This window comes from Burkholderia sp. Bmkn7 (assembly GCF_041103175.1).
Classification (GTDB): Bacteria; Pseudomonadota; Gammaproteobacteria; order Burkholderiales; family Burkholderiaceae; genus Burkholderia; species Burkholderia cepacia.
In genome coordinates this window covers 759,517-785,991 of sequence record NZ_JBGCUH010000001.1, presented here as the reverse complement: position 1 = coordinate 785,991, position 26,475 = coordinate 759,517, and the positions used below count along the sequence as shown (strand labels likewise).

The 26,475-nt window shown below is 65.2% G+C and carries 28 protein-coding genes; 8 read left to right on the top strand and 20 right to left on the bottom strand.

The window, feature by feature from the left end; all coding sequences use genetic code 11:
• Window positions 1-88 precede the first annotated feature (88 nt).
• Window positions 89-847 carry a YoaK family protein gene (locus AB3K92_RS03420; protein WP_021158210.1) on the bottom strand — a complete coding sequence of 253 codons (759 nt, stop codon included), beginning with the start codon at window positions 845-847 and terminating at the stop codon, window positions 89-91.
• A gap of 251 nt (window positions 848-1,098) precedes the next feature.
• On the opposite strand from AB3K92_RS03420, the gene AB3K92_RS03415 reads away from it, so the two are divergent.
• Entirely contained in the window at window positions 1,099-1,449 is a 351-nt protein-coding gene (locus AB3K92_RS03415; RefSeq protein ID WP_027792574.1) for a hypothetical protein, read from the top strand.
• Window positions 1,446-1,658, top strand: coding sequence for a twin transmembrane helix small protein (locus tag AB3K92_RS03410; protein ID WP_006489184.1), 213 nt, complete (start codon window positions 1,446-1,448; stop codon window positions 1,656-1,658). The genes AB3K92_RS03415 and AB3K92_RS03410 overlap by 4 nt, the downstream gene beginning before the upstream one ends.
• 179 nt (window positions 1,659-1,837) lie before the next feature.
• Here the strand turns inward: AB3K92_RS03410 and AB3K92_RS03405 are convergent, their stop codons facing one another.
• From AB3K92_RS03405 to AB3K92_RS03380, 6 genes are all read right to left on the bottom strand, one after another.
• Window positions 1,838-2,155, bottom strand: a complete 318-nt coding sequence (locus AB3K92_RS03405) for a hypothetical protein (RefSeq protein ID WP_369464440.1) — start codon at window positions 2,153-2,155, stop codon at window positions 1,838-1,840.
• Window positions 2,156-2,228: 73 nt separating this feature from the next.
• Complete coding sequence (locus AB3K92_RS03400; RefSeq protein ID WP_059492741.1) at window positions 2,229-2,465, bottom strand: hypothetical protein; 237 nt, start codon at window positions 2,463-2,465, stop codon at window positions 2,229-2,231.
• A gap of 256 nt (window positions 2,466-2,721) precedes the next feature.
• Window positions 2,722-2,934 (bottom strand): 30S ribosomal protein S21, encoded by a 213-nt coding sequence (rpsU, locus tag AB3K92_RS03395; protein ID WP_021158214.1) that lies wholly within the window; start codon window positions 2,932-2,934, stop codon window positions 2,722-2,724.
• Window positions 2,935-2,967: 33 nt separating this feature from the next.
• Window positions 2,968-3,177 (bottom strand): hypothetical protein, encoded by a 210-nt coding sequence (locus AB3K92_RS03390; protein WP_042973949.1) that lies wholly within the window; start codon window positions 3,175-3,177, stop codon window positions 2,968-2,970.
• 47 nt (window positions 3,178-3,224) lie between these two features.
• The gene (locus AB3K92_RS03385; protein ID WP_027792578.1) at window positions 3,225-3,509 is read right to left on the bottom strand and encodes a hypothetical protein; all 285 of its coding nucleotides are present in this window, start codon (window positions 3,507-3,509) and stop codon (window positions 3,225-3,227) included.
• A gap of 895 nt (window positions 3,510-4,404) precedes the next feature.
• A complete protein-coding gene (locus AB3K92_RS03380) occupies window positions 4,405-5,325 on the bottom strand; it encodes an AraC family transcriptional regulator (RefSeq protein WP_059707858.1) in 921 nt (306 codons plus the stop codon).
• A 139-nt stretch (window positions 5,326-5,464) separates the two neighbouring features.
• Here AB3K92_RS03380 and AB3K92_RS03375 point away from each other — a divergent pair, with 139 nt between their 5' ends.
• Entirely contained in the window at window positions 5,465-6,430 is a 966-nt protein-coding gene (locus AB3K92_RS03375; RefSeq protein WP_060219804.1) for an SDR family NAD(P)-dependent oxidoreductase, read from the top strand.
• Window positions 6,431-6,993: 563 nt separating this feature from the next.
• Here the strand turns inward: AB3K92_RS03375 and AB3K92_RS03370 are convergent.
• From AB3K92_RS03370 to AB3K92_RS03340, 7 genes are all read right to left on the bottom strand, one after another.
• The gene (locus tag AB3K92_RS03370) at window positions 6,994-7,398 is read right to left on the bottom strand and encodes a cupin domain-containing protein (protein WP_021158219.1); all 405 of its coding nucleotides are present in this window, start codon (window positions 7,396-7,398) and stop codon (window positions 6,994-6,996) included.
• Window positions 7,399-7,402: 4 nt separating this feature from the next.
• Window positions 7,403-7,882, bottom strand: a complete 480-nt coding sequence (locus AB3K92_RS03365; protein ID WP_021158220.1) for a carboxymuconolactone decarboxylase family protein — start codon at window positions 7,880-7,882, stop codon at window positions 7,403-7,405.
• A gap of 155 nt (window positions 7,883-8,037) precedes the next feature.
• On the bottom strand, window positions 8,038-8,538 hold the full coding sequence (locus tag AB3K92_RS03360) for an Ohr family peroxiredoxin (RefSeq protein WP_369464438.1): 501 nt from the start codon (window positions 8,536-8,538) through the stop codon (window positions 8,038-8,040).
• A gap of 295 nt (window positions 8,539-8,833) precedes the next feature.
• Window positions 8,834-9,292: an MEKHLA domain-containing protein gene (locus AB3K92_RS03355; RefSeq protein WP_369464635.1), complete on the bottom strand. Its 459-nt coding sequence runs from the start codon at window positions 9,290-9,292 to the stop codon at window positions 8,834-8,836.
• Window positions 9,293-9,378: 86 nt separating this feature from the next.
• A complete protein-coding gene (locus AB3K92_RS03350) occupies window positions 9,379-10,182 on the bottom strand; it encodes a lipid II flippase Amj family protein (RefSeq protein WP_060156596.1) in 804 nt (267 codons plus the stop codon).
• 222 nt (window positions 10,183-10,404) lie between these two features.
• Window positions 10,405-11,409, bottom strand: a complete 1,005-nt coding sequence (locus tag AB3K92_RS03345) for a DedA family protein/thiosulfate sulfurtransferase GlpE (protein ID WP_369464437.1) — start codon at window positions 11,407-11,409, stop codon at window positions 10,405-10,407.
• 352 nt (window positions 11,410-11,761) lie between these two features.
• Entirely contained in the window at window positions 11,762-12,763 is a 1,002-nt protein-coding gene (locus tag AB3K92_RS03340; protein ID WP_369464436.1) for a bestrophin family protein, read from the bottom strand.
• 226 nt (window positions 12,764-12,989) lie between these two features.
• On the opposite strand from AB3K92_RS03340, the gene AB3K92_RS03335 reads away from it, so the two are divergent.
• On the top strand, window positions 12,990-14,198 hold the full coding sequence (locus AB3K92_RS03335; protein ID WP_369464435.1) for an NAD(P)/FAD-dependent oxidoreductase: 1,209 nt from the start codon (window positions 12,990-12,992) through the stop codon (window positions 14,196-14,198).
• A gap of 108 nt (window positions 14,199-14,306) precedes the next feature.
• Here the strand turns inward: AB3K92_RS03335 and AB3K92_RS03330 are convergent, their stop codons facing one another.
• Window positions 14,307-14,807 (bottom strand): Ohr family peroxiredoxin, encoded by a 501-nt coding sequence (locus AB3K92_RS03330; RefSeq protein ID WP_021158227.1) that lies wholly within the window; start codon window positions 14,805-14,807, stop codon window positions 14,307-14,309.
• Between the two features lie 292 nt (window positions 14,808-15,099).
• Window positions 15,100-16,617, bottom strand: a complete 1,518-nt coding sequence (locus AB3K92_RS03325; protein ID WP_059710522.1) for a PLP-dependent aminotransferase family protein — start codon at window positions 16,615-16,617, stop codon at window positions 15,100-15,102.
• A 192-nt stretch (window positions 16,618-16,809) separates the two neighbouring features.
• Between AB3K92_RS03325 and AB3K92_RS03320 the strand changes: the two genes are divergently transcribed.
• Window positions 16,810-17,553 (top strand): SDR family oxidoreductase, encoded by a 744-nt coding sequence (locus tag AB3K92_RS03320; RefSeq protein WP_224052879.1) that lies wholly within the window; start codon window positions 16,810-16,812, stop codon window positions 17,551-17,553.
• Window positions 17,554-17,634: 81 nt separating this feature from the next.
• Window positions 17,635-18,672 carry a LysR family transcriptional regulator gene (locus AB3K92_RS03315; protein ID WP_369464434.1) on the top strand — a complete coding sequence of 346 codons (1,038 nt, stop codon included), beginning with the start codon at window positions 17,635-17,637 and terminating at the stop codon, window positions 18,670-18,672.
• A gap of 179 nt (window positions 18,673-18,851) precedes the next feature.
• Here AB3K92_RS03315 and AB3K92_RS03310 read toward each other — a convergent pair whose 3' ends face one another.
• Together AB3K92_RS03310 and AB3K92_RS03305 are read right to left on the bottom strand one after the other, a co-directional pair.
• Window positions 18,852-20,156, bottom strand: a complete 1,305-nt coding sequence (locus AB3K92_RS03310; protein WP_060309359.1) for a HipA domain-containing protein — start codon at window positions 20,154-20,156, stop codon at window positions 18,852-18,854.
• Window positions 20,146-20,430 carry a helix-turn-helix domain-containing protein gene (locus tag AB3K92_RS03305; RefSeq protein ID WP_021158233.1) on the bottom strand — a complete coding sequence of 95 codons (285 nt, stop codon included), beginning with the start codon at window positions 20,428-20,430 and terminating at the stop codon, window positions 20,146-20,148. Before AB3K92_RS03305 ends, AB3K92_RS03310 begins: the two co-directional genes overlap by 11 nt.
• 299 nt (window positions 20,431-20,729) lie before the next feature.
• Here AB3K92_RS03305 and AB3K92_RS03300 point away from each other — a divergent pair, with 299 nt between their 5' ends.
• Both AB3K92_RS03300 and AB3K92_RS03295 read left to right on the top strand, forming a co-directional pair.
• Window positions 20,730-21,959, top strand: coding sequence for a DKNYY domain-containing protein (locus AB3K92_RS03300; protein WP_226204571.1), 1,230 nt, complete (start codon window positions 20,730-20,732; stop codon window positions 21,957-21,959).
• Window positions 21,960-22,214: 255 nt separating this feature from the next.
• Window positions 22,215-23,432, top strand: coding sequence for an acyl-CoA dehydrogenase family protein (locus AB3K92_RS03295; RefSeq protein ID WP_369464433.1), 1,218 nt, complete (start codon window positions 22,215-22,217; stop codon window positions 23,430-23,432).
• Window positions 23,433-23,487: 55 nt separating this feature from the next.
• Here the strand turns inward: AB3K92_RS03295 and AB3K92_RS03290 are convergent, their stop codons facing one another.
• Together AB3K92_RS03290 and AB3K92_RS03285 are read right to left on the bottom strand one after the other, a co-directional pair.
• A complete protein-coding gene (locus tag AB3K92_RS03290; protein ID WP_226167454.1) occupies window positions 23,488-24,675 on the bottom strand; it encodes an LLM class flavin-dependent oxidoreductase in 1,188 nt (395 codons plus the stop codon).
• A gap of 299 nt (window positions 24,676-24,974) precedes the next feature.
• Complete coding sequence (locus AB3K92_RS03285) at window positions 24,975-26,159, bottom strand: porin (RefSeq protein WP_021158238.1); 1,185 nt, start codon at window positions 26,157-26,159, stop codon at window positions 24,975-24,977.
• Window positions 26,160-26,475: the final 316 nt, after the last annotated feature.

Sequence of the window (26,475 nt, the reverse complement as noted above, 5' to 3'; positions counted from 1 at the left end):
GGTATGTTAATCAAATTATAATCGATGAGCCTTCGGTGCCACTACCGGACACGCGGGGAAGCGTGGGGAAACGCAGCCGGGTGCGCACTCAGCGCTTGCTGCGGACCAACGCGAGCAGGTCGTCGATCACCGGTACGATCGCCAGCGTGACGAGCACCGCGGCGAGCGGCACGGTCGATACGTAGCCGACATGCTTGAAGCCGATTGCGCCGGCCAGGCCGCCGATGAAGAACGACGAAAGCATCGTTGCGTGAATCCGCAGCTTCGAGCGGTTGGCGATCACCGCGTGCGCGTCGACGTCGATCGCCGACCGGTTCCAGTAGAACAGCTTCCCGAGTTCGATGCCGAGGTCGGTCACGATGCCGGTCATGTGTGTGGTGCGGATCTCCGCGCCCGACAGCTTCGTGATCGTCGCGTTCTGAAGCCCCATGATGAAGCACAGCAGCGTCACGGTCACCGGCACGAAGAAGGTTTCCCACAGCGCGAGATGGCTGCCGAGCAGCCCGAACAGAAGCAGCAGCGCGGCCTCGACCAGCAGCGGCAGCATGAACTGGCTGTGCAGGCCGCGACGGCGGCCCCAGTTGACGAGGATCGCCGAGCAGCTGGCGCCGATCAGGAACGACCCCAGCGAGCTGATACCGGCCAGCGCGAGCCGCACGTCGCCGAGCGCCGTCTGGTCGGCGATCGCCGATACGATGCCGCTCATGTGCGACGTGTATTGCTTGACCGCGAGGAAGCCGCCGGCATTGGCCGCGCCGGCGACGAACGCCAGCGAAAACCCGAGCTGACGGTTTGCGGTCGCGCTGCGGTGTTTTCCCGTCAGGTTTCGAAAGTACTGCGCTGGCATGGTGGCTTCGCTCAATCGCCGCGGATCGCGGGCACGGACATGACAACCGGCGCCTGGTGGCAGGGCGGGAACGCCGCATGCGTACGGGTGCCGGGTCTCTTGAATCATGTGATCGACATGATAATGTCATTATCATACTCTGTCAGCCGTATGGGGCTGACAGTACAATGTCGTGCTGCGCGGGCCGGCCGCGTCGTCGCTGCCGCATTGTCGTGCCGCCCGCATTCGCGATCACTTCTGCCCACCGTTTCATGACCCCGATCAAGTTCATCCTTCGCTACACTGCGATCCCGTTCACGGCCATCGTGGCCGTGGTGATCTGGACAGTCATACCATCGTCGAAAGAGATCGATGCGAGACAATATGCGGCGCTGTCGCGTGCGTACGCGAGTTTCCCGCTGCCGTTCCGGCGCGAGATCTCGGAAACGATGGACCACGGCCGGATCAACGACCGGCGCTACCAGGCGCTCGTGCGCGATTCGCTGGGCAACGGCGTCGCGCTGGACTGGCCGGCGTCGGGCGTCGGCGCGCTCGCCGACGAGCGGCAAAAACTGGCCGAACTGATTCAGGCCGATTCAGATCTTCAAGGGCATCACCAATGAAAACTCTGCTGGTTTCCGTGGCATTCGCGATGATCATCGCGAGCCTGATCTTCGCGCTGTATTTCATGAATCACGATCGCGGCAAGTCCAAGCGGATGGCATGGTCGCTCGCGGCACGCGTCGGGTTGTCGGTCACGCTGTTCCTGTCGCTGCTGATCGCTTACAAGCTGGGCTGGATCGAGCCGACGGGTTTGCCGATCGGCCGCTGAACGACGGGCGCCCCATTGCAGGCGGGGCGTTCGCGGAAATTCGCGTTTTTTCGAGGCGAGTGGCGGCGCGATTGCGTACGCGACGTCATGAGCGGAGGGATGGCCGGGCCGTTCAATCCGGCTGAAGGCAAAGGGGCGGCGGCGCAACTGCGGCTCGAGCTTCGGGCATCGTGGATGCGTTACCGCCTGGGATGCTTCATTTCCTCGGCTTCCATCGCGGCGAGTCGTTCTTCACGTGCGGATACGGACTCCATGGCTTCGTCGATCGAGGCCAATGCATGTTCGCAGGCCAGTTTCACTTCTTCGACGGTAGCCTCTGGCGTCTCGTCGTCGCTTGGCGGAGGGGAAAGCATGTCTCCGAGCATCATCGCCAACTCAGGGGTGTCCCACGCTTCGCCCTTTTGCGCCTTCTTCTTTATATAGTGCCGGATTTCCGCGTCCTGCTCGGGCGAGAGTGGAAGGTGTCGAAACGTGTTGCCTGGGTTGGCGTCGATCATGATGGTGCTCCCGGGATTGCTCCCTGCAATGCGCGTGCACCCGGAAAAGAGGGGGCGAAGAAGGAGTCGGCTCTTATTTTCGGGAGCGTGAATCGTGAATGCGTTCGAGGCGGGCCAGGAGTTCGTCCACCTGGAGCGAGAGAACCTTGTTGCGCCCGGATTGCGTGCGAAGCTTGTTGAGCTTGACTCTCCAGTACGCTGGATCGTTGACGGTCGATCTGTTGATGAACGCGTGTTGCGCTTGCTCGAGCAGCCCGATCGATCGTCTGATATGGGCCAACTCGTGTGCCGCGTCGCAGTACCCGCTCATGTTTTTCGCCTTCTGATTATGATTTTCATCCTGACTTGCTGCACGGCGAGCGCATGTGCGCTCACGCCTAAGGCGATGCTGGAGTCAATATCGGGCAGCACCACGGCTGCACGGCGTGACGGGCGTACTGATCATCCTTCTTGCGGCTGCGAGGCGGCCGGCTTGCAGCCTGCGTCGTCCGGCCACCGCAATTCATGCCGGGGGGCGAGGGGGCGACGCAAGCGGCCCTCTGGCCGGCACGGCGTGCACGATGTTCCTAGAACATTTTGCGGGGCGGCATCAGGCGTTTCGTCCGCAAGCGCTGCCTGGCAACGGCACTGGCCTTTTTCCGCTTGCGCTCCGTCGTGGGCTTTTCGTAGCTGGTGCGACTGCGCAACTCCCGAATCAACCCGGTCTTCTCGATACTGCGCCGGAATCGTCGCAGCGCGACATCGATCGGTTCGTTGATCTTCAGTGTGATGGTTGTCATGTAACTCCTGGTTGAAAACGGTCGACAGGAAATCTAGCCGAGTCGTGTCATGACGGTGCTTGCGATCTCGTCGGATTCGAATTCCGAATACCCGGCTCCGATTGAAAACGCACGCACGGCCGCGAACATCTGCAGCTCCTGTTGATGACATAGCGCGGAATGGGTCATTCCAGCGGGCAGGACAGCGTCGCTCCGCGTGACCTTGCACCCTCTGATCAGGTCGAGAAGTTCGTCGACGATCATTTCGTCCTCCAAATTGCTGGAAAGTTGCTTTGCCATCGTGTGTCGCGTCAGACGGCGCTCGAAAAGAAGCCCTGCTTTTCGCGATTTTCGTCGATGACACTCTCGGCATAGCGCAATGACGCACGACGTGCGTCACCGGCGGTATCGAACGGACTGTCGTCGAGAAGCCTGAACGTCTGGCTCTGCGTCAGCGTATCGGTGGTGCCGCGAAGACAAATCTTGACCGCTGCGTCGAAGCCGGCATCGTAGTTATGCGGGTTGCCATCCAACGCAGGCACGTGTGGGTAAATCAGTGGATAGATCTCGAATCCACGGTAAATATGCATGCTCATCATGAACTCCTGGCGATCGATTGCGGCGACTCGCAAGGACGAGCGTATTCAGCCAGCATCGCCTGATGCTTGGCGCGGCGGGTCGGTGTGAAAGGGACAAACGTTGCGAGCGAGGCAGTACGCGACGCAACACGGTGGCGGGTGGAGGGCGAGCGGGCAAACAGCAAACGGGCGCTCGAATGAAACCATCATACGCGCATCGTCGAGCGGGTGTCCATCTTATTTCGACCGCGACAAGGCAACTGCCTCGACAACCAGTCGACGCCGACCATTCATGCCTCGTACGGAAAACGAAACTTTTCCCCATTTAGCGACATGGGGCAGGGGGGATGCACCTGATGTTGCTTGCCGAAATTGTGACAACTGTCGAATCGACAGGGGGCCCGCGTCTGGACGTCAGTGCGAAGTCAGTGTCAGTCGCCAGCCGATGCACGTCGTTCCGTGACGCGGGCGGTAAGCCGGCGCGATCATTCGATTGGCGTTCGACGAAACGGGATTCGGCACATCGCGCGCATGCCACTGCAGGCGGGCGTAGACAAAAATGGGGTTGTCACCGTTTGCGAAGCAATGATGTCAATTCGCCAGTCGTCGTCGGTCGACAGGTGCGGAACCCTGGTGAATTCACGCGATTGCGCGCCACGCGCTGAAGTTGCCACCGGGGGAGGCTATGCAAAGGCGTCTGCCAACTTTCGACAGGGTCGTCACGACGGGGACGCTCGTGGTCGCGCGTTGTGTCGATTGTGAGTTTTATCTGATAACAATGCTATTGTGATAATTAAACTTATCCCGATGATGTTGATCGGAGTGAATCCCATCGGCGGATGGCAGCATCACTGGCGTGACTGAAACGGGTTCTGGGGCGCCAGCAGAGGGCGTAGCGTGGCGCGCGATGACGCTAGCCGCCCGCCCCGCCCGTGATGTCATGTCGATAGGCACGGGGAGAGCAACCCGCGATGCGCTTGAACGCGTGTCCGAACGCGCTATCCGAGTCGTAGCCGAGCATTTGCGCGATTGCCGATATCGACGCGTTCGAGCGTCGCAGTTCCCGCATTGCGAGCTGCACGCGCCAGCGCAGTACGTACTCGAGCGGCCCGAATCCCAGCCGCCGCTTGAAGTGCAGCGCGAACGTCGACCGCGATACGTGGCAGCAGGTCGCGAGTTCGTCGACTGTCCAGCGTCGCGCGGGCTCCGCATGAATGGCGACAAGCGCCGTGCTCACCCGGGAATCCGCGAACCCGGCGAGCCATCCGACATCGCTGTTTGCGCCGTCGTCCACGTAGCGGCGCAGGATCTCGACCAGCATCATGTGGCCGAGATGCCGAACCATCAGCGACGCCCCCGGCGATGGTCTGCCGAACTCATGTGCGAGCCGCTGCAGCGCCCAGCGCAACACCGCCGCTTGTTCGGAGTCGCCGCTCACGACCACCACGGGCGGCAGGCTGCCAAGCAGCAGCGGCATGCCTTCCTCGTACGAGAAGCGGCCGCCGATCAGAAAGCAGTTCGCCGGTTCGCCATAGTGCGCGATGCCGTGTTCGACGTTCCGGTACACGTCGGCGGCAGGGACCGGCGTCACAGATGGATCGCTCGCCAGCGAAAATGCCCGCGGCGATGCGAGCAGGAAACAGTCTCCCGTGCGCAGCCGGATCGGCGCCCCGGCGCCGTCGACGGTCAGCCAGCAACTGCCCTCGACAACCGCATTGAACTTGATTCCCTCGGGCGGGGGAATGGCAACCGCCCACTGGCCGCCCGCTCTCAGGCCGGTGAAATACGAGTCGCGCGTTTCCAGCAGCGACAGCACTTCCGACAGGGGATCCACGTTCACGCTCCGGACGATCTCGACGAAAAATCGGATTCTATTGCATTCACAGTCCGGGGGCGCCGCCGGAAAATGGCCTCGTGCAGTGACGCGACCGACAGGCGGGCGCGTGCTTCACGCATCGTTCCAGGAGCCTTCGATGACGAGCAGGCAACACCCCCTTCATTCCGGATTCGGCGCAGCGTCGACGGCAAGCGATGTACTGGCCGATCTCGACCTTCGTGGCAAGACCGCCATCGTCACGGGCGGCCATTCGGGCCTCGGCCTGGAAACGACGCGCGCGCTGGCGCAAGCCGGTGCGACCGTTGTCGTCGGCGCACGGCACGTCGATGCCGCACGCGAAGCAACGCGCGGCATCGACGGTGTGGAGATTGCGGCACTCGACCTCGCCGATCTAGCGAGCGTGGCCACGTTCGCGGCGCGGTTCGTCGATGGGCGGCGCAACGTGGACATCGTCATCAACAGCGCGGGCATCATGGCGTGCCCGGAGACGCGCGTCGGCGATGGCCGGGAAGCGCAGATGGCCGTCAATCATCTTGGCCATTACGCACTCGTCAACGGACTGTGGCCCGTGCTTGCGCATGGCGGCGGCGCCCGCGTGGTTGCAGTGTCGTCGCTCGGGCACCGGCTGTCACCGATTCGTTGGGATGACGTCCAGTTCGCACACGGCTACGACAAATGGCTCGCGTACGGGCAGTCGAAGACCGCCAACGCGCTGTTCGCGGTGCAGCTCGACGCGCTGGGCGCCCCGTTCGGTGTCCGCGCCTATTCGCTGCATCCGGGCAAGATCGCGACGCCGCTGCAGCGCCATCTGACACGTGAAGAGATGATGGCGCAGGGCTGGGTGGACGAGCACGGTGTGCCGGTCGATCCGACTTTCAAGACGCCGGCCCAGGGTGCCGCAACCCAGGTATGGGCGGCAACGTCGCCGCGCCTTGCGGCGATCGGCGGTATCTATTGCGAGGATTGCGACGTTGCGGTCGTCACGCAGGGAAACGAGGAATTCGGCGTGCGGCCGCATGCGATCGATCCGGATGAGGCGGCGCGTCTGTGGGCGTGGTCCGCGAAGCTGACCGGAATCGATGCCTTTGCGGCGAGCCGCTGACGGCCGGGCGCGTACGAAGGAGGGCACAGGCACCGGCGGAGACAGGGCATGCGGCCGGCGCGAGATCCGCGCGCGGCCACTTGGTCACGCGTCGCGCGAAGCCCGCGGCTCATCTCCGCGATCGGTATCGCGGAAAGCGAGTCGGGGTTCGAGACAAGTGCATCGAAGGTTGATGCGAGTTGGTTGATCGCGAAGCTTGAGACAGCGATTGATTCCAGTCAGGAGGGGGCAGTTCACGGCGGCCGATTGCCGCCGAGAACACGGTGCATATATCAGAGGGCGGTAAGCAAGATCAGGCCGATGGTCGCATCCGCCGTGTCAACCGGGTCAGGTTCCGACGCCACCACGGTGCGCCGGCGCCCGATCGGGCGATCGCCCGTCGCGTATCCGTTCAAGTCGCTCGATCGCCTCAACGTGGCCTCAAACACGAATCGATCCGCTGCTGTCTGCCGATCCGAGGTGGATCGAGTCGTCGCCGTACACGAAACACATGGGTTCGACGCATTGTCGCGATTGAAACCGGCGAAGCGGCCCGCCGTTACCGGGCCGCGACGACGATTACCCTACTTCACGGGGGTGAGGACCGGTGCGCCTTTGTTCTTGATGAGGAACACGACGAATTTTGCCGGCTTCGTGCTGCTGGCATTTCGCCCGACCGTGTGGACGTCCTCCGGGCCTTCGTGGAACGTGTCGCCGGCGTGGAGCGTGACCTCCTTGCCGCCGTTCAGGCCCATCACGATGCTGCCGTCGAGCACGTAGACGAACGCGTGCGCGTCGTGACGATGAACGGGGTCGACGCTGCCGGGCGGATAGTCCACGACGATCATCTGGACTTCCTTGCCCGGATACTCGGGCAACGGCTCCGTGGTCAGCGGCGTGACCTTCGCGTGCGGTGCGGCGACGGCCGGCTGAACGGCCATCAGCAGCGACGATACCAGCGGCGCGAGTACGAGCATGATGCGTTTCATGTCGTTACTCCAGGTTGGCCTTGTCGAGCCCGAACATCTTGTCGAACGATCCCGGCACGATGCGGAATGCGACATTCAGCCGGTTCCAGCTATTGATGGCGCCCACGAGGACGGTGAGATCCGACAATTCCTGCTCGGAATAGTGTTCCCGAACGCGTGCGTAGAGGTCGTCCGGCACGCCATGCGCGGGGAGGCGGGTCAGTACCTCGGTCCATTCCAGCGCGGCGCGCTCGCGGGGTGAAAACAGCGTCGATTCGAGCCAGATCGCGACGTGGTGCAGGCGCAATTCACGCTCGCCATGAATCTTTGCCATCTTGATGTGCATGTCGACGCAGAATGCGCAGCCGTTGAGCTGCGATGCCCGGATCTCGACGAGCTCGCGCACCGGCGCCTCGATCGTCGTCTTCTGAAACAGGCCGTCCAGCTCGATGAGCTTCCTGGTCAGTTCCGGCGATTGCTGAAAGTAGTTGATACGTTGCGTCATGATCTGTTCTCCTGATCGGTTGAAGCGGTGCCGCCGGCGCGTCGGATGGTGATTCGCCGCAGCACCTGCCTGGCAACCATCGTAATCGTGCGCCCCGGGGGCCAGTAGTACCGGCAAGGTGCGCACTCTGTTGCCGCTTCCGCACCAGTCGCTCATCATGCCGACACGGCAATGAAGCCACATATGCCTTGTCGTGCCATCTTCGTATAAGGACAGAGACGTTCCGTGTCGCGCACGAGGCCTTCCGCGACGGGCAACTCGACACCCGGCATGCGGACGGTGACGTTGGCAACCAGCGCATATCCGCCATCTACCGGATCGCGGCCGAACGAGACTTCGACGGCGACGGTCGTTTCCCGGATATCGACCCGCGCGCGTTGCGCCAGCAGGCTCAGCGCGCCGTGAAAGCACGCGGCGTAACCGGCGGCAAATAGCTGCTCGGGATTGGTGCCGCCGCCCGGGCCGCCCAATTCGGGGGGCGAGCGCAGATCGAGGACGAGACTGCCGTCGTCGGATTTCACGATGCCCGATGCACGGCCGTGCCTGGATGTACCGCCAGAGACCGTGACCGTGGTCGTGTAGAGCGGGGCGAACTCCTTCCCGCGGTATTTGTCGAGCAGTGTCAGCGGCGGAGGTTGCAACCTCTCGTTCTCCATATGCCTCCTGGTTGCTGGTATGGCCAACGCGAACGTCTCTCGAACCTTGCGTATCGAGGCGCTGCGTTGTTCTTCGAAGCGAATCAGCGCAACGGCGCAGCGCTTGCCTGCCAGTCAATCCCCACGAGCGCCATCCCGTCGATGGACCACACGTACTTGCATGCTAGGCAAAGACAAGCCGACGCACCAGACCGACTCGGGATGCATGGTGTTGCCCGTTCCGCACCAATGCAGTCGATGGAAGGGTGGAGCGTGCAGGGCGGCCAGACCCTGGTTCAGAAACCGGACCGTCCGATCAGATGTCCCGCGTGCGCGGGATGACGACCGCCTGACCGTGCAGTGTGCCGTCGGCGTCGAGTAGTTGCCACAGCGTGGCTTCCTCGATCGTGAAGCGCTGGCCTGACTTGGTGACCCGCACGCCCTTGTAGCCCGCTTCGTAGCCGAGCCGCTGAACGCGTGCGAGGAATTGCTGCCGCTCCTCGCGATTCGGGGCCTCGGCTGAAAGTCGGGACGGCAGTCGGGTGATTTCATCCCAGCTGTACCCGAACCGGCGCTGCGCGGCCTTGTTGCCGTAAATAAAGACCGGGTCGGGATCGGTGTTGTGCGCGAGTACCGCGAACGGCGCATGCTCATAGAGCCATTCGGTAGCTTCGTCCACGTGCATGGCCTGAGGCACCAGGGGGCGGCCAAGCAGCCGGGCGTAGCTGTCGGCAAGGAGCTGAAAGAACGCTGGATTGCTGTGGAGTGGGATCATCTGGAACATCTCGACGGAGATCGTGGGCCCGTCTGCGCGACTGTGTGGGTGCTTACGATACAGCATCCGCAGACTACTATTCCTGGTTAAATGATTTCCGCAACACGGACGATGACCCACGCCGCCGGAACGAGCGCCGCCTGAGCGCACAGCGTGCCGAGAACCCGCGCGCCGGCGAGCGTCGTGATGGCCCGCCGAAAGCTGTTTTCCGATATCCGGCCCTCGATGACATCGTCGGTCATGACGGAAACCTGCGGGTCGATGACGACGGCCAGCACCACGGTCGCGAAGCCGTTGATGACGGACGACAGGTTCGCGCATGTCACCCTCAGGTCGGGTTTCAGGTAACCCGCATACAGCGACGCGAACACACCGACCGTCCAGATCGCCATGGCCGCCACGTTCAGCACGATGACTTTCCAGGACACGCCGGTGCTCGCGGTCAGCTGCGTGACGTTGTGGCGGGAAGGCAATCGTGCACCCACGCGAAGATAGTTGACGCCGGCGCGACTGCAGGCGTCCACCAGCAGCCGCGGAATCGAACGGTTCACCTGGAAATGTTCGACGGCGCGGCTGAAATAACGCTGGAAAGTCGGGATCAGGAAGGCGCCGGCAATGCTCGCCACGGTGGCGCTCAGCAGGAAGAGCCGAAAATCGGTGAGCAGCCCGCCGCCCATCCGATGCGCAATATCCATTTCGACCCGTTTCGCGATGAACGGCCCCTGAAAGGAATTTGCCGTCCGGGAAACCAGCGCGATGATCCCGAACAAGGAAAACGACAAGGCGATCCGGCGCGTTCGAACGCCGGCAATCCGCACCGCATAGGCCAGTGTCGCGATCACATGGATGACGAATGTAAGCCCGCAAATGATCCAAAGCTGACTGTCCATGCTGTGACGGCGCGTGTGGCGGATGCATGAGTGTACCCGAGCAAAGTACCGGCCCTGTTGTCGAGCGGCGCACGGTCGCGGGAGCGCAAGGCCCGGTTCGCCGACGATCGGGGCGGGGGATGCGCGAAGCCGGCGCAGCAAGAGTCGTGACGCCGATTTCGGCCGCCCGCCGCGCGAGCCGGGCGATACGCGCTACTTCGGCGCATGAGGGCGCCATGGCGGTCACTGCGTGAAAAACTGCTGCCCGGCGACGCCGATTGCCGTGTCGTTCATCGCGATCATCGGTTCCACGTCGAAGCCGGCGACACGCCATGCATCGATGCCGCCGGTGAGCGGCAAGGCGAGCTTGACGCCGGACAGCCGCAACTGCCTGGCCACTGATGCGGCAGACGCTTCGTGCGGACACGCGCAATAGATGACCAGCGTCCGGTTCGTTCCATAGCACTCCATGATCTGGCGGGGCTGGTGTTCATCGGCGATCAGCGCGCCCGGAATGACAAACGGATCGCGCGTTCTCCCCTCGGCGGAACGGATATCGATCACGGCCGGCCGCGGCTTGTTCGCGAGCAGCGCATGCAATTCGGCCGCGCTGATCCGCGCGTTCCCGAGCGCATTTGCCATCATCTGCCTGCGGCAGTAGCGATACAGAAAGTACAGCACCGGGGCGATGCCGATCACGACGAGCGCTTGCCAGCCGAGACGGGCGACAGTCGCGAAGATCGCATCGATCTGCGACGCGAACAGCGTGCCGACGGCGAGGCCGATCGACGCCCACAGCGCAATGCCGGCGCAATCGTGCAGGACGAAGGCACGCACCCGGACGGCCATCGCACCGCAGAGCGGAACGGCAACGAGCGAAAGGCCGGGTACGAACCGTGCCACGACGAGCACGCGAACGCCCCAGCGTCCGAAAAAGCGCTCGGTCGTCGTGACGCACGCTTCGCGCGACGGCGACAGGCCGCAGACGGTGTGAAGCGTGCGCTTGCCGTACCGTTTGCCTCCCTGGAACCAGACCAGATCGCCGAGCAGGCCGCCGACCACGGCGGCACCCAGTATCGTCAGGAAATGCAGCAGCGTCGACGACCCGACATGCGCGACGAGCGCGGTGCCAGCACCTACCGTGATCAACGTCGGTATGGCAGGCAACGGGAGGCCGAGCGAAGACCCGAGCACGTTCAGGAATACGACCCATGTACCGTACCGCGCGATCAATTCATGCGACATCATGATGCTCTCCTTGAGGCGTTTGCCGGCGCGACCAATGACGCGTGAAGACGCGACGCGGCGCAGATCTGCCGCGTGGTTTCGCGCGTTGCGCTTGCGGTGTCGTCCCTGTGCTCCGGAACGCATCGGGCAGCATGTACGGCCACCGTCAGCGCCAAGCGTAGGCGATGTGGTCGCGCGGCAGTAGCGCCGCGAAGGACCTCACCATGTTGTCTCGGCGACAACAATCGACGAAAGGAGGATTGCCCGGAGCAGGAAACAGGCAGGGAACGCCGTGCGGCCCGAACGACGGCATCGACGGCGGCACGTGCAGCGTGTAGTCGCGTCGAGCGGCGTCGGAAAGGCGCTCGACGCCCTAAAGCGCAATGATTGTGCGGCTCGACGCTTCGCTTTCGTGTTCTCCGAGCATCGCCTTCAGGTCGCGCTCGATCGTGCTGCACAGCGTTGAAATGGGCACATCGTTCGCACCGCCTTCAAACGGGTTCTCGGTGCTTTCGCCCACCTGTTCGAGCGACGTATACATCCACGAAACGGCGACGCTGCACGGTACGACCAGCCATACCATGTTGCCGTGCATGAAGCCGCTCACGCTATCGTTCAATCGATTGAATTCGTTCAGAAGACCGAACGGAAGGGAAAGGCAGAAGAACCGCACGAACAGCGAGCTGACGGTCGCATACTGGCGCGGATAGGGGAAGTTCTTGAATCGCTCCGATCTCGACTGGAGATCGACGAAGTCCCCGATCGTCTTTTGAAGCTCCATGTAAAAACCCGAATTCAGCTGGCCGGCCTGGTAAAGCGTCTTGAGCGACGTACCTTGAAGGCTCAGCACGCATGTCGTGATGGAGGAGGACGACAGCGCCTGCGCCGTTTCCGCGGAAGACAGGTATTGGGGCAGCAGTTCCCCGATGTCCTTTTCCCATTCGGGAACACGATAGAAGCGGCGGTACTCCGCGTTGTAGCGTCTGGTCGTGCTTTCCCAGATCCTCGGGCGACGCAGGTCGTATCGCAGCGCGGTCAGCCAGGCGAGGTGGCGGTATACCAGCTTTCGGGCAACTTCTTCATCCGCGACGAAGTCGCGCGCAATTTGTCCCCAGCGGCGGCTCTTGCTCAGGATGCCGGTCCAGATTTCGAGCGCGTCCGCTGCACGGTTGTACGTCTGGACGTTCTTGAAGCCGACGATGAACGACGTGGCGGTGCCGAGGAGCACCACGATCGTCAGGGGGATCGACAGCCACGTGATCGAAAAGAACTTGTACAGCACGACCGGAACGGAACCGAAAATGAGCAGCTCGTAGATCTTCCAGCGCGTCCAGATCAGGAATTCCGATAGCTTGTACGATCTTCCGAGATGCATTTCATTTGCCTCATCGACGATTCAGGTGGGTGACGAAGGGGGGGCAGCAACGCACGAACTTCGCCGCACATCATGCCTGCGATCGATTCCGGTGACATGCGATCGATTGGTGCCGCGCAGGCAACATCGTGAGCACGGTTGCGGATCTACTGCGCGCGTCCGCATCGCCCTACGATGATTTCGCGCGGCGGATGGCCGCGGTCGACATCAACCGAGGGCGATGATCATGTCGCAGAAAATCCTGATAGTGGGGGCCGGTTTTGCCGGCGTGTGGGGCGCACTGGGCGCGGCTCGCGTACTCGACGCCGCCGGCGTCACGAGTAGCGACGTTGAAATCACGCTGGTTTCGCCGAAGCCGGAATTGCAGATCCGGCCGCGGTTGTACGAAAGCGGGCCGCAGCACATGGCCGCGCCGCTGCTGCCGCTGCTCGATGCCGTCGGCGTGAAATTTCTCGAGGGCAGTGTCGAGGAGATCGACGTTCGCGAGAAGACGGTCGGTGTTGCTTGCGCCGACGGCGAGAAGCGCCAGATCGCGTACGACCGGCTGTTGCTGACCAGCGGCAGCAAGCTGAGCAGGCCGCCGGTGCCCGGGCTCTCGGAACACGCGTTCTCCGTCGATTGCATCGAGGACGCGGTCGCACTCGACGCGCACTTCGCGACGCTCGCGAAACTGCCGGAATCGCCGGCACGCAATACGGTCGCGGTGGTCGGCTGCGGCTTCACGGGCATCGAGGTCGCCACCGAGTTGCCCAAGCGATTGCGCGAGTGGTTTGGCCCGGATGCGAAGAGCCGTGTCGTCGTGATCGGCGCGCAGGACGACATCGGCCCCGATCTCGGGCCCAATCCTCGCCCGTACGTCGCTGAAGCCTTCGATTCGCTGGGCGTCGAAGCCGTGCTCGGTTCGCGTGTCGTGTCGATCGCGGCCGACGGCGTTCGCACCGCATCGGGCACGCATATCGAAGCGATGACCGTGATCTGGGCAGGCGGAATGCGCGCCAGCCCGCTGGCGGCGCAAGTCTCGTCGCATCTCGACGCGCTCGGACGTGTCGCGGTCACGGCCGATCTTCGGGTCGCCGACGCACCGCACGTATTCGTGGCGGGAGACGTGGCGCGGGCACGGTGCGACGACGACGGGCACGATGCATTGATGTCGTGCCAGCACGCGATCGTGATGGGGCAATTCGGCGGACACAACGTGGCCGCGGATCTGATCGGTGTGCCGACGCTCACGTACCGCCAGCCGTTCTATGCGACATGCGTCGACCTTGGCGAGTGGGGCGCTGTCTACTCGGAAGGCTGGGATCGGCAGATCAAGCTGACGCACGCGGAAGGAAAGGCGCGCAAGCAGATGATCAACACGCAAGGGATCTACCCGCCGGCGCCGAATCGCACCGACGCGCTGGCAGCGGGTAATCCGCTGGCATCGTTCGGCTGATCGGTCGGCGCCCCGCGTGTGTCGCGAGATGCGCGGCGGGGCGTGCAGGCACGCGGCGGTTGAAGGACGTCGGCGACAAGACGCCGCCGCGGCACGCAAGGCGCCGATTCAGTCGACGACGGTCATGATGTTGACGGTGCCTTGCCGCGCCATCTTTGCATACGGGCACAGGCGCTCGGCGGTGCGGACCATTTCCTCCGCGACGCTGCGATCGACGCCCGGCATCCGCACCCGAACGTCGACGAGCAATGCAAAGCCACCGTCCATCGGATCGCGGCCGAACGACACCTGCACTTCCACGGCCGTCTCGGGGGCCTCCATTTCGGCGCGTTTCCCGAGCAGATTGAGCGCGCCGTGGAAGCACGCGGCGAACCCCGCGGCGAACAACTGCTCCGGATTGGTCCCGTTGCCGGGCCCGCCGAACTCGGCGGGCAGGCGCAGATCGACCGCGAGATTGCCGTCGTCGGAGCGGGCCACGCCGGATGCGCGGCCGTGTCCCGTCTCGCCGCCGGAAACGGTGACGGTCGTCGTGTAAAGGGGTTGAAAGTCACGGCCCCGATACCTGTCGAGGAGAGACAGCGAGGGGGCCTGCAGCTTCTTGTCATCCATGATGCTTGCTCGAGTTCAGCGACGCGCTTCGACGGTCGAAACGTCTTGCGAAGGGGGCTGCACGCCCCACGCGAATTGCGTCTGCCGCGAAGGGTGGGTGTCGAGCGATCGTGTGACGAATACGGCAATCGCCCGGTGCAGCCTGATTCCTGGTTCGTCCACGAAAGAACGACGTGTCCATGCTAGAGGCGTGCACAGGGCGGCGGTATAGCCGTTCAGGGCGATTGTCTGTTTCCCGTCGGACACCAATCCGGAACCCGGTGCGACGGGCGCAGCCGCGAATTTCCGTGTGTCAGCGATCCAGGCACGCGCGCAGCGTGTGCGCGTGACGGTGCGCTTCGGCCGCATCGACGACGTTCGCGAACCCGATGACGAGCCCGCGCGGCGTCTGCTGCGTGTGGCTGTTCGTATACCAGATCGAGAGCGGCAGGATCGCAAGGCCCGCTTCGCGGGCGCGCGCGGCGACGGCGACGTCGTCGACCGGCCCGTCGGGCCCGTCCGGGAACCGCACCGCGAACTGGATTCCGCCGGGCGGCAGCTCGACGATCAGCCGCTCGCCGAACGCCTGCCGCAAGGCGTTCACGATCAGCGTGCGCCGCTCGCCGTACAGCGTACGCATCCGCTTCAGGTGCCGGGCAAAGTGCCCCTGTTCGATGAAATCCGCCAGGGCGGCCTGCAGCAGTGTCGGCGATCCGGCATTCATGCTGCATGCGACGCGGTCGACACGCTCTATCGCCCGCTCGGGCACGACCGCGTAGGCGAGCCGCAAACCGGGATACATCGCCTTGCTGAAGGTACTGCAATAGATCACGTGATCCCGGCGGTCGAGACTCTTCAGCGCCTGCAGCGGGCGGCCGAGATAGCGAAACTCGCTGTCGTAGTCGTCCTCGACGATCCAGCCCGACGTCTTTTCCGCCCAGTCCAGCAGCGCGATGCGCCGGGCCAGCGACAGGGTGTGCCCAAGCGGGCTCTGATGGGACGGCGTCACCAGCGCGAAGCGCGCGTGCGCGTCAAGCTGCTTGCCGCGCTCGACGTCGATGCCCTCGGCGTCCACCGGTACCGGAACGAGCTGCACACCGGTCTCGGACAGGAAGGTGCGGGCCAGCAGGTAGCCGGGGTCCTCGAACCATACGCGATCGTTCGGACGCGCGAGGCTGCGCAGCACGAGTTCCAGCGTGGCGCGGTAGCCACCGGTGATGAACACCTGTTCCGGTACGCAGGTGACGCCGCGCGACAAGCCGAGATAGGTGGCGATGTGCTCGCGTAGCGGCCGGTAGCCGGCCGGGTTCGGGTAGCCGAGCAACGCGCGTTCGGCGCTGCGTGCACGGTGAGACACGAGCCGGTGCCACACCTTGCGCGGAAACGCGTCCAGTGCGGGGAGCCCCGGTTGCAACGGGCGCGGCTCGCCGCTCAGCGCGACCGCGATCGGCTGGGGCCGGCGCGGAGGCGGGTGCTCGCGCGACACGCCCGGCACCCGGAGGGCGGCGGCGTCGGGGCGCCATGCCTGTTCGTCGCCGCGCGCGGGCGTCGGCCGCGTCAGCGATTTCGGCAGGGACGGCGAGACGAACGTGCCGGCCGCGCCGCGCATCTGCAGATATCCCTCGTCGACCAGGATCGTGTACGCCTGCTCGACGGTGCCGCGCGCCGTGTTCAGCTGCGTCGCGAGGCCGCGCAGCGCGGGCACGCGATCGCCGGGACGCAGATGGCCTGCCGCGATCGCGGTTCTGAATCGCTCGCAGATCTGCAGGTAGATCGGCAACTGATGGTGCCGGTCGATTTCGATGGTCAGGGCGGGCGTTGGGGCGGGCATCACGGTCTCGTGGGCGACGGGAGCGGACGGCATGGACCAGTCCGATCGACGATTCTTGGCACTGATGGATAGGACATGATTCTTCCACAATTGCGCCATGCGATGCGACGGTCATGACCGTTTTCATCGGAGGCGGCGCGCGTCACGTGCCGCACGCGTTCCAGGAAAACCCTTTCGTCAGGAGATTTTGCGATGAAGATCGTTGTCATCGGTGGTTCGGGCCTGATCGGCTCACGCGTCGTCACGTTGCTCGGCGAGGCAGGGCACCAGGCGCTCGCGGCGTCGCCGCGCACCGGCGTCAATTCCATCACGGGCGAAGGCCTGACCGACGCATTGACGGACGCCGACGTCGTCGTGGACGTCGCGAACGCGCCGTCATGGGAACCGCAGGCGGTGCTGGATTTCTTCCGCACGTCGGCCCGCAATCTCGGCAAGGCCGAAGTGGCCGCAGGCGTGCGCCATCACGTCGCGCTGTCGATCGTCGGCTGCGACCGGATGCCGGAGAACGGCTATTTCGCGGCCAAGGTCGCGCAGGAACAGGCGATCGAGGCGGCCGGCGTGCCGTACACGATCGTGCGTGCCACGCAATTCATGGAGTTCATCGGCGGTATTGCGGATTTCGGCACGGAAGACGGGACCGTGCGCATCGGCGACGGACTGTTTCAGCCGATTGCCGCGGAAGACGTCGCGGCGCTGCTCGCGCAGATCGCGCTGGCCGGGCCGCTGAACGGCACGGTCGAGATCGCGGGCCCGGATCGCGCACCGTTCGCGGAGATCGTCGCGCGTTACCTGAAGTCGGTCGGCGACACGCGTGCGGTGGTGACCGATCGCGATGCCCGTTATTACGGCGGCCGTGTCGAGGAACGATCGCTCGTGCCGCTCGGGGCAGCGCGACTCGGCAGCATCGGCCTGGACCGGTGGCTCGCGGGAAGCTGATTCGCGTGTCGAAGGTGGGGGGCGCAGGCGTACGCCTGCGACGGGCAGTCGGGATGGGCGGGATGTCTGGGGGCAGCGGAAATGAATCGATCGGATACGTCGGAGCACGGCGTTCGTCGCGACTTGCCAAGGCGCGCCGACGCATTATCGGCCAGCTTCGGTGCAAGCTACGCGGGCATCCTTGCGTTCGTCGCGGTGGCGAGCGAGGGGAGCTTCACCAAGGCCGCCGAACGTCTCGGCGTCGGCCGGCCGGCCGTGAGCCGCAACGTCCAGAAGCTGGAGGCGCAGTTGAGCACGCGGCTGTTCCAGCGGACCACGCGCATGACGGAACTGACCTGCGAAGGCCAGCGATTCTTCGAGAACTGCCGCCAGGGCGTGGCGCAGATCGTCGAAGCGATGAACGACATGCTGGAACTGCGGGAGGGGCCGCCGCGCGGCCTCATCCGGATCAGCTCGGCGGTGGGCTTCGGCCGGAAGATCGTTGCGCCGCTGCTGGAAACGTTTGCGAAAGCGTACCCCGACATCGTCATCGATCTGCTGCTCGACGACCGGCCGGTCGATCTGGTGTCCGAACGAATCGACGTGTCGTTCCGCAATGGACGCATCGAGGATTCGAGCATCATCGCCCGGCAACTGATTCCGATGCAGATGGCGCTCTGCGCGTCGCCGTCGTATGTGGCCAGGCACGGCCTTCCGCAGAGTCTGGAGGATCTGGGACGGCACGAGTGCATCAACTTTCGTTTCGCCAGCGGCCGCATCTTCGAATGGGAGTTCAACGTCGACGGCCGCGTGCAGAAATACCTGCCGAAGTCGCGGCTGACGTTCAACGACGCGGACCTGGTGTTGCGTGCGGTCCTGAACGGGTCGGGCATCGCGCAGATGGCGGGTTACCAGATCCGCGACCATATCGCTTCGAGCGAACTCGTCGTCGCGCTGGCGAAGCATGTGCCGGAAGATCGCGGCCACTATATCTGCTATCTCAGCCGGCAACATCTTCCGACGCGCATTCGTATCTTCGTCGACTTCATGACCGAGCAGATACGCGCACTCGACCTGAACTGCATGACCCGGTTCAATCCGGATGTCGCGGTTGCGCCGCCGGCCGGGCTCGCGGCGTGACGAGCCGGTGAAGCGCATCCACCACGGGCCGGGGCCGGTTCGTCAGGCATCGGCCGCGGTGAGCGGACGGCACGCGAGAAGCGTTCATGTCACGAACGGGACGATTGCGACGTCGCGGTTGTCGCGCAGGAAAACGAGGAATCGGGCGCGCGACCGGCGCGAAACCCGTGCGCGGCCGCTTACCCGCGCCCCTGCCGCAGCGCGCGGCCCATCTCCGCGATCGGCATCGAGACGATCGAGTTCAGCAGGCGCATTTCCCCGGCGTCGGGGCGCGCGACCTCGCGCACTTCGTCGAGCGTCTGCGCGACGCTGCGATCGAGCGGTTCGAGAAAGCGCCGCAGCTCGTTTTCGGCTGCCTTATCCCTGAGCCCGAGTGCGTTGCCGAACGCGACCAGCGCGCCCTGGTCGATGTCGGCGAAGCGCGTCGCCGCGCCGAGCGGCATCGTCAGTTCGCAGTGCGGCCAATGATCGCCGCGATGATCGGGCCGGTGCGTGGGCGTGTGATAGACGACCGTGCTGACGATGTCGTAGAACGGCGCGAGCCGGTAGCCGCGCGCGTCGACGAAGAACGACAGGTTCTTCAGGTGCGCGTCGCCGTTGCCGACCACCACGTTGAAGATCGTCCAGCGGAACACCGACAGGCGCGCCAGCGCACGCGTGCTGGTCTGCCCGATCGCGCGGCCGAGTTCTTCCGCGTTCGCGCGCTGGTACTTGAAGCCGCGATCGTAGTTCAGCAACTGCATCGCATCGATCGTATGCAGGCGGGCGGCCGGCTCCGATGCGGTATCGCGGTCGAAACGGTCGATCACGTAGCACGCGGACGGCGCGCGCAGAAAGTGCACGTCGGGCACGTCGAGGCCCATCCGCTTCGCGAGCTTCATGCAGAAGAACTCGTTGATCGCCGAATGCGGATAGCCGGCGGCGCGCATGTCCGGTTTCAGCAGATGCATCGACGGTTCGCTGCCGACCGGCTCGAACAGCGTGTAGTCGGGCGCGTCGCCGCGCAGGATCAGCAGCAGCTTCTGCTGCGCGCCGGCCGCCGACATGCGCTTGGGCGCGGTGGCCGTCAGCGCGCGCTCGGGCATCGCCTGGATGCGGCGTTCGAGTTCGTCGAGCGGGAGCGGCTGCATGCTGCCGGCCGCTTCCTGCTCGCCTTGCGCGAGCAGCGTGAGCGCGCCGGCCGATTCGCGCCCGAAGTACGCGAGCAGGCCCCATGCGTCGGCGGCGTCGACCCTGGCCTCGCGCGCAAGCGACGTGCGCATGCCTTCTTCCGGCAGCAGGTTGTCGAAGAACCACTGGACCGGGCGATCGGTCGAGGTGTCGGTGAAGGTGCCGGCGCGCAGCGGGAAAGCGGGGGACAGCGGGTACGCGCGTGGCGATGCCAGCCACTGCGCGTCGTACGTGAACGACCAGACGCCTTTGTCGTCGGTCAGCGCGCCCATGCGCAACCCGTTCGCGGAGGCGATCAGCGTTCTACTCGCCATGGCGGCTCCTGCGGCGTTGCGCGGCCTTCAGCACGTTTGCCGCCGAAATCTCGATGGACGACTGCGCGAGCAGGGTGATGCCCAGTTCGCCGAGCAGCAGCAGGATCTTGCCGACCTGCGCGGTGGGTTTCCCGGCCTCCACCTGGCTGATGAATTTCGGCGAAAGCCCCGTGGCGTTCGCGAGTTCGTCCCGCGTGAATCCCTGCTGGAGCCGGGCCGCGCGGATGAGGTTGGCGAGTGCGCCGATCGTGCCGACGGGCAGGATCTCGTGCATGACGTCCTCCGTGCTTCGTATCTGATCGGGAACAGTATTGCACAACTCGTGGGCGCAGGCATCCATTCGTATCCGAACGGAAACGAATTGGTCGTGCCGGCAACGGAATATCCATTTCGTTCCCGATCGGGAACCAGGTGTGCTGAAATGACGATCGTCGACATGTTCGTATCCGGGCGGATACGCGATGGATCGACGGCATGTCCCGAAGAAGGCCGGGGCAGCGCACGTCGCCATGGTTAGAATGACCGCCGCACGTCCGTTCATTTCGTGGCCCGTCACCGGGTCGACACGCGCCCATGACCTTGCAAGAACTCGAAAAACTGATGCGAAGCCTGTTCGAGGATGAGAGCCTCGACATCGTCGCCGACACCGGCTACAGCCTTTCCTTCGTCGTGCCCGGCAAGGTCCGGGACGTCAAGGCCGCGCTGCTCGCGCGCACCGACCCGGCCGGATGGGACGGCGAGGCGATCCACTGGTTCTACCGGTGCGACGACGAGGACTGGGCGCTGTACCTGCGCTCGGTTCCGCATTCGGTGTACTGCATCGCGACCGTGCAGTCGCTGCATGCGCTCCACATGCAGAAGTACGAGGATGCGGCGCGGGTCACGCCGGAGCAGCAGGCCATCTACGACGCCGAGGAGGCACAGCGCCGTGAGGAGGCGGAAGCGCGGCGGCGCCGCGACACGCGCAACGAGCCGCTTGCCCCGCTCGGCGGGCCGTTCCACAGCGATGGCGAACGCGTCTGGGCCCGCACCGGCAGCGGGCATCAGTATCGCGCGCTCAACAACTTCGATCTGGGCAGCTTCCGGCACCTGGTCGACCACTTTGCCGTCGATGCGTCGGGGCTGCGCTACTACGCGGGAGGCGCCGCGTTCAGCTACGACGATGCAGGCGAAGGGCTCGTTGCCGACGGCGATGCCGCCACGCTGGAACCCCTGGGCGGCGGCTGGTATCGCGATGCACGGCAGGCTTACTACTTCGAGCGTGACATCTACGATTCCGGCCACCTGACCGTCGTCAAGGCCGACGTGGCCAGCCTGACGCATATCGGCGGCGCATACGCGCGGGATGCGAAACACCTGTTCTGCGCCGGCGTGCGCAAGCGCGGCATCGACGATCCGGCCGGCGTGGTGAGCCTCGGCTACCGGTATGCACGGCTCGGCGCGCAGATCCTTTACGACGGCAAGATCGTGACGAAGCCGGGGCGCGTCGACGTCGAGACCGCGCGCGGCGTCTTTCACGACATGCTGATCGACGCCGACGGTCACGTGCTGTGGGGGAAGAACTACCGCAAGCCGTTGCCGGGGATCGACGCACGAAGCTTGCGCTTTCTGAACTGGGCCTTTGCGGTCGACGACCAGCGCGTGTACTACCGCACCAATACGAACCTGGCCGTGTGCGAGGGCGTCGACCGTGCGAGCGTCGAGGTCGTGCCGCCGATCCGCATCCGCGACAAGCACGGGCTGATCGACATCCGGTATCCGGAGGGCATCGTGCGCGTACCCGACCCGTCGACGGAATCGTGACCGTCGCGATCGGCCGGGTTCGGGGTCGCCACGCGCGACCACGCCGCGCCGGGGTATCGCGCGATGGCGCGATGATGCATTGGTGCGATGGCGCGCGACCATTCCCTGCACACGCATAACAAAAGCTGAAATCGGCTTTTCACGCACACCGGGGGCGTCCCTATACTTTGCGGTGCCGTATGTGCGCCGGTTCGCGGATGTCGCGATCGCACCGCGCAGCGGCATGCCCGAACTTCTCGTACAAGGAACCGCAGAATGACCGCCCGTGATGCCGTCGATCCGCGCGACGCGTTGCGCGACGCGCTCGCCGCACTGCCCGATCTCGCGAACGCGATCGGGCAGGATGCCGCGCAACGCGAGGCGCGTCGCGAATTGCCGTTCGACGGCTTCGCACTTTTCCGCCGCTCGGCGCTGGGCGTGCTGCGGATTCCGGTCGCGCGTGGCGGCCTCGGCGGCACGCTGGTCGATCTGTTCGACACGATCGCGACACTGGCCGCCGCCGATTCGAACCTCGCGCACGCGCTGCGGATCCACTACGACCAGACCGAGACGCTGCGGCTGTCGCCGCGCACGCCGTTCAACGACGTGCAGCTCGAGCGGGCACTGGCCGGCGCGATCTTCGGCGGTGCGTCGACCGAGCGCGGCACGTCGCGGCCGGGCGAGAACACCGCCGTGCTGCGCCGGGACGGCGAGCACTATCGCGTGACGGGGCGCAAATACTATTCGACCGGCACGGCGTTCGCCGATTTCGCGCGCATCAACGTGGAAAACGAACAGGGCGACGCGGTCGCCGTGATCATTCCCGTCGCGCGCGACGGCGTGCAGGTGCTCGACGACTGGGACGGCATGGGCCAGCGCATGACCGCGAGCGGCAGCCTGCTGCTCGACGACGTGCAGGTGTTCGCGGACGAAGTGGCCCCGCGCGACGGCTCGACGCTCGTCGGCCGCCATTGCGGCGCGCTGCGCCAGCTGCATCTCGTCGCGACGGGCGCGGGCATCGTGCGCAACGTGGTTGCCGATGCGCGTCGTTATGTGCTCGCGCACGGCCGCCCGGTGCTGCACAGCCCGGCGCCGACCGCGCGCGACGATCACTTCATCCAGCAGGTCGTCGGCGAGCTGTCCGCGCACAGTCACGCGATCGACGCGCTCGTGCGCGAAAACGCGCGGGCGCTCGACCGTTCCGCCGACGCGATCGAGGCCGGCGACGCCGATGCGGATGCACGCGTGCTCGACAGCGCGCTCGCAACCGCGCGTACGCAGCTCGTCGTCAGCAAGCTCGCGCTGCACGCGGCCGAGCGGCTGTTCGAAGTCGGCGGGGCATCGGCGACGGCGCGCGAACACAATCTCGACCGGCACTGGCGCAACCTGCGCACGATCTTCAGCCACAACCCGCTGCTGCACAAGGCGCGCGTGATCGGCGACTACGACCTGAACGGCGTGACGACGCACCTCACCGAAGGCCGCGTGTTCTGACCACGCCGTGTCGAAACCGTGAGTGCCGCGGCGGGCGATGCGTCCGCCGCCCGCGTCAGCGCCGCAAGCCGGCGGCGCGCAGCAGCGGCAGCACGCGCTCGCCGAAGAAGTCGAGATCGGGCTTGAAATCGTAGAAGCTCAACTGGATGCCGTCGATGCCCGCGCGGTGCAGCCGCACGATGGTGTCCGCGACTTCCTCCGGCGAACCCGTGATCGAGATGTTGCCGCCGATCGCGCGCGCGTCGGCCTGCGCGCGCTGTTCGAAGCCGCCTCGCCACGCATGCGCGTCGCTGTCGAAACGGTGGAAGCTGCCTTCGTCCGCATGCGCGACGATCGCGTCGCGATACGCGCGCGCTTCGGCTGCCGTTTCGCGGCAGATCACGAGCGGGTTGAGCAGCGTGCGGATCGTCCGGCCGCGCGCGGCGGCGGCCGCCTTCACGCGCGCGGTATGTGCGGGCAGGGCGTCGATCGCGCGTTCGGCGTCGGGGCCGGCCGGGCTCGTGACGAACACGATGTCCGAATAGCGCGCCGCGAAGTCGATCCCCGCGTCGGAGCCGGTCGCGTTGATCAGCAACGGGCGGCCGTAGCGTGGTTTCGGCGTGACGAACGCGCCGCCCAGCCGCCAGCCCGACAGCGCGGGCGTGTAGCTGAAATTGTCCGGTTGCGCCCACAACTGCTGCACCGCGTCGACGAACTCGGCGGCCATCTCGTAGCGCCGGTCGTGCTCGATCCGGTTCCAGCCGAACATCTCGTGCTCGATGGCGCGATGACCGGTCACGACGTTGATGCCCCAGCGCCCGCGCGAGATGTGATCGAGTGTCGCGGTGAACTTCGCGAAATGCAGCGGATGCCACGGCCCGTACAGCACATGGCTCGTCGCGACCAGGATGATCCGCTCGGTGCGTGCGGTCAGCGCGGCCAGCGTCATGAACGAGTCGAGCGCGTGGCCGTCGAACACGCCGCCGTAACCGCCTTTCGGCAGCCATTGCGACAGCGCGAACACGAGATCGAAGCCGAGCGCTTCCGCGCGCGCGACCAGCTCGGCGTTGTAGTCGAACGTCCAGTCGGTCGTGCGCGGCAGCGTCGATGCGCTCCAGCCGCCGGCCTGGATCGGCAGGAACAGCCCGAGCATCAGCGGCTGCGCGAGCACGCGCGACACGGGGCTGTCGGGGAAATCCGCCGGCGAGCGGACGTCGACGAACGGTGACGTCGCGACCGGCGCGGCGACGGAGGGGGCGTTCATGATGGCTTCCTTGCGGGTTGGGCACGCACCGCACGGCAACGGCAGGGACGTGCGGCAGCGAATCGCCCGGGTGCGATGCCCGACGTGCCGGCGAGCCGAAGCAGTGCCGCGCACCGGCTGCTGCGCGGCGCGCGGGGAGGGAGCCGGTCATCGTCGAACGCGTATCGCGCCTGCGGGCAGCACGCGGGTAACTCACGGGAAACGCCCATTCTCGGCAACCGGGCACGGCGCGGCAAACAACGATTCCCGCTTTGCTTATCGCACCTCACCGCATCGCACCGCACCCGCCGCGCATGCCGTCAGAACTTCACGCGCAGCCCGCTGACGAGCGCGACCTGGCGGTTCGTCGACGACGCGCTGCCGATGTTCGAGATCGCCGCGATCCTGCGATAACCGCCCGCCGTCGCCGTGCTCGCATCGCCGGCCGCGAGCTGGTAGATGCCCGACACGTAGATATCGGTGCGCTTCGACAGCGCATAGTCGAACCCGAGCGTGAACTGGTGCCAGCGCGGCTTCAGCGTCTGGCCGCCGGTGCCCGGCAGGCCGCTCGCGCGCCCGTCGGTGAACGTATAGACGCCGATCAGCGTAGCCGCCGGCGTGATCTGGTAACGCGCGTTCACGTCGTAGTTGTTGAACTTGCGCGACGAGCCGTCGAGATAGTTGAGCTGCGTGTGGCTCCACGCGAAGCCGAGCGTCGCGCGGCCGAGCGCGTAGTTCGCGCCTGCCACGCCGATCTGCTGCTTGAGCACGCCGCCGTTCAGCCCGTAGAAGAACGCGCCGCTGTAGTCGTTGCCGGTGGTCGAGGTCGCGCCGCCCACCGCGCCGGTCGTATTCGACGTCGCATTCGGGTGATTGAGTCGCACGTAACCGCCGCCGACCGACAGCGGCCCGTTCACGTAGTTCGCCGACACGCCCCACGCATTGTTGTTCGAGAAGCCGGTGCCGGCGCCGCCGTTCGCCTGGTTGCTGAACGCATAGAGCAGGTCGGCCGTGAAGCCGGCGATCGTGTCGCTGCGGAACTTCACCGCGTTGTTCAGGCGGAAGCTCTGGTTCATGTTGTCGTTGTCGCCCACGTGCGTGGCCGGCGACCAGAAGCCGGACCCCGAGTACTGCGCGACGAGATCGGTGATCGGCTCGTACTGGCGGCCGAAGGTCAGCGTGCCGATGCCGGACTTGGCCAGCCCGACGTACGCGGAACGGCCGAACAGCCGGCCGCCCTGGCCGAGCCCGCCGTCGCTCGGCCGGAACCCGCTTTCGAGCGTGAAGACCGCCTGCAGGCCGCCACCGAGATCTTCGACGCCTTTCAGGCCCCAGCGGCTGCCGCTCAGCTTGCCGCTCGTCTGCTGGATGTTGCTCGCGCCGCCCTGGTTGTTCGTATAGGCGAAACCGGCATCGACGACGCCGTACAACGTGACCGAACTCTGCGCATGCGCGCTGACCGAACCGATCGAAACCAAACCCAGGACTACCGTTTTTTTGATCATGACTTTCCTCTGTTTTTTTGAGTACGACAGTGAGGAGCACGATGCTATTGACGCGGGTCGTACCGGCGAACGGCCGATCCGTGGTTTGTAAATCGCTGCGCGGCCGATTTGTAATGTGCGTTGCTGCAAATCCGGCATGTGCGTCGCGATCGCGTCCGGCACCCCTGCTGCGGCGAACGCATCGCTCGAACGCCGAACGTCGGGTGCCAGCTACCCGCGGCCGCCGTCATATCGATCGATGAAATCGTTCGATATCCGCAATGTCCGCGATGCAACGGGCGATGCATTTACGCAACGGCCGTCTGTGCGGCGCACG

Excerpts from the sequence above, each read along its gene's own strand:
- AB3K92_RS03320 (WP_224052879.1), top strand. The coding sequence starts at position 16,810 with ATGAAGATCGTTGTCATCGGTGGTTCGGGCCTGATCGGCTCACGCGTC.
- AB3K92_RS03420 (WP_021158210.1), bottom strand. The coding sequence starts at position 847 with ATGCCAGCGCAGTACTTTCGAAACCTGACGGGAAAACACCGCAGCGCG.
- AB3K92_RS03365 (WP_021158220.1), bottom strand. The coding sequence starts at position 7,882 with ATGACGCAACGTATCAACTACTTTCAGCAATCGCCGGAACTGACCAGG.
- AB3K92_RS03330 (WP_021158227.1), bottom strand. The coding sequence starts at position 14,807 with ATGGATGACAAGAAGCTGCAGGCCCCCTCGCTGTCTCTCCTCGACAGG.
- AB3K92_RS03350 (WP_060156596.1), bottom strand. The coding sequence starts at position 10,182 with ATGGACAGTCAGCTTTGGATCATTTGCGGGCTTACATTCGTCATCCAT.
- AB3K92_RS03310 (WP_060309359.1), bottom strand. The coding sequence starts at position 20,156 with ATGGCGAGTAGAACGCTGATCGCCTCCGCGAACGGGTTGCGCATGGGC.
- AB3K92_RS03300 (WP_226204571.1), top strand. The coding sequence starts at position 20,730 with ATGACCTTGCAAGAACTCGAAAAACTGATGCGAAGCCTGTTCGAGGAT.
- AB3K92_RS03335 (WP_369464435.1), top strand. The coding sequence starts at position 12,990 with ATGTCGCAGAAAATCCTGATAGTGGGGGCCGGTTTTGCCGGCGTGTGG.
- AB3K92_RS03340 (WP_369464436.1), bottom strand. The coding sequence starts at position 12,763 with ATGCATCTCGGAAGATCGTACAAGCTATCGGAATTCCTGATCTGGACG.
- AB3K92_RS03400 (WP_059492741.1), bottom strand. The coding sequence starts at position 2,465 with ATGAGCGGGTACTGCGACGCGGCACACGAGTTGGCCCATATCAGACGA.
- AB3K92_RS03345 (WP_369464437.1), bottom strand. The coding sequence starts at position 11,409 with ATGATGTCGCATGAATTGATCGCGCGGTACGGTACATGGGTCGTATTC.
- AB3K92_RS03405 (WP_369464440.1), bottom strand. The coding sequence starts at position 2,155 with ATGATCGACGCCAACCCAGGCAACACGTTTCGACACCTTCCACTCTCG.
- AB3K92_RS03370 (WP_021158219.1), bottom strand. The coding sequence starts at position 7,398 with ATGAAACGCATCATGCTCGTACTCGCGCCGCTGGTATCGTCGCTGCTG.
- AB3K92_RS03295 (WP_369464433.1), top strand. The coding sequence starts at position 22,215 with ATGACCGCCCGTGATGCCGTCGATCCGCGCGACGCGTTGCGCGACGCG.
- AB3K92_RS03325 (WP_059710522.1), bottom strand. The coding sequence starts at position 16,617 with ATGCCCGCCCCAACGCCCGCCCTGACCATCGAAATCGACCGGCACCAT.
- AB3K92_RS03360 (WP_369464438.1), bottom strand. The coding sequence starts at position 8,538 with ATGGAGAACGAGAGGTTGCAACCTCCGCCGCTGACACTGCTCGACAAA.
- AB3K92_RS03290 (WP_226167454.1), bottom strand. The coding sequence starts at position 24,675 with ATGAACGCCCCCTCCGTCGCCGCGCCGGTCGCGACGTCACCGTTCGTC.
- AB3K92_RS03415 (WP_027792574.1), top strand. The coding sequence starts at position 1,099 with ATGACCCCGATCAAGTTCATCCTTCGCTACACTGCGATCCCGTTCACG.
- AB3K92_RS03285 (WP_021158238.1), bottom strand. The coding sequence starts at position 26,159 with ATGATCAAAAAAACGGTAGTCCTGGGTTTGGTTTCGATCGGTTCGGTC.
- AB3K92_RS03355 (WP_369464635.1), bottom strand. The coding sequence starts at position 9,292 with ATGATCCCACTCCACAGCAATCCAGCGTTCTTTCAGCTCCTTGCCGAC.
- AB3K92_RS03390 (WP_042973949.1), bottom strand. The coding sequence starts at position 3,177 with ATGATCGTCGACGAACTTCTCGACCTGATCAGAGGGTGCAAGGTCACG.
- rpsU (WP_021158214.1), bottom strand. The coding sequence starts at position 2,934 with ATGACAACCATCACACTGAAGATCAACGAACCGATCGATGTCGCGCTG.
- AB3K92_RS03305 (WP_021158233.1), bottom strand. The coding sequence starts at position 20,430 with ATGCACGAGATCCTGCCCGTCGGCACGATCGGCGCACTCGCCAACCTC.
- AB3K92_RS03315 (WP_369464434.1), top strand. The coding sequence starts at position 17,635 with ATGAATCGATCGGATACGTCGGAGCACGGCGTTCGTCGCGACTTGCCA.
- AB3K92_RS03385 (WP_027792578.1), bottom strand. The coding sequence starts at position 3,509 with ATGAGCATGCATATTTACCGTGGATTCGAGATCTATCCACTGATTTAC.
- AB3K92_RS03410 (WP_006489184.1), top strand. The coding sequence starts at position 1,446 with ATGAAAACTCTGCTGGTTTCCGTGGCATTCGCGATGATCATCGCGAGC.
- AB3K92_RS03375 (WP_060219804.1), top strand. The coding sequence starts at position 5,465 with ATGACGAGCAGGCAACACCCCCTTCATTCCGGATTCGGCGCAGCGTCG.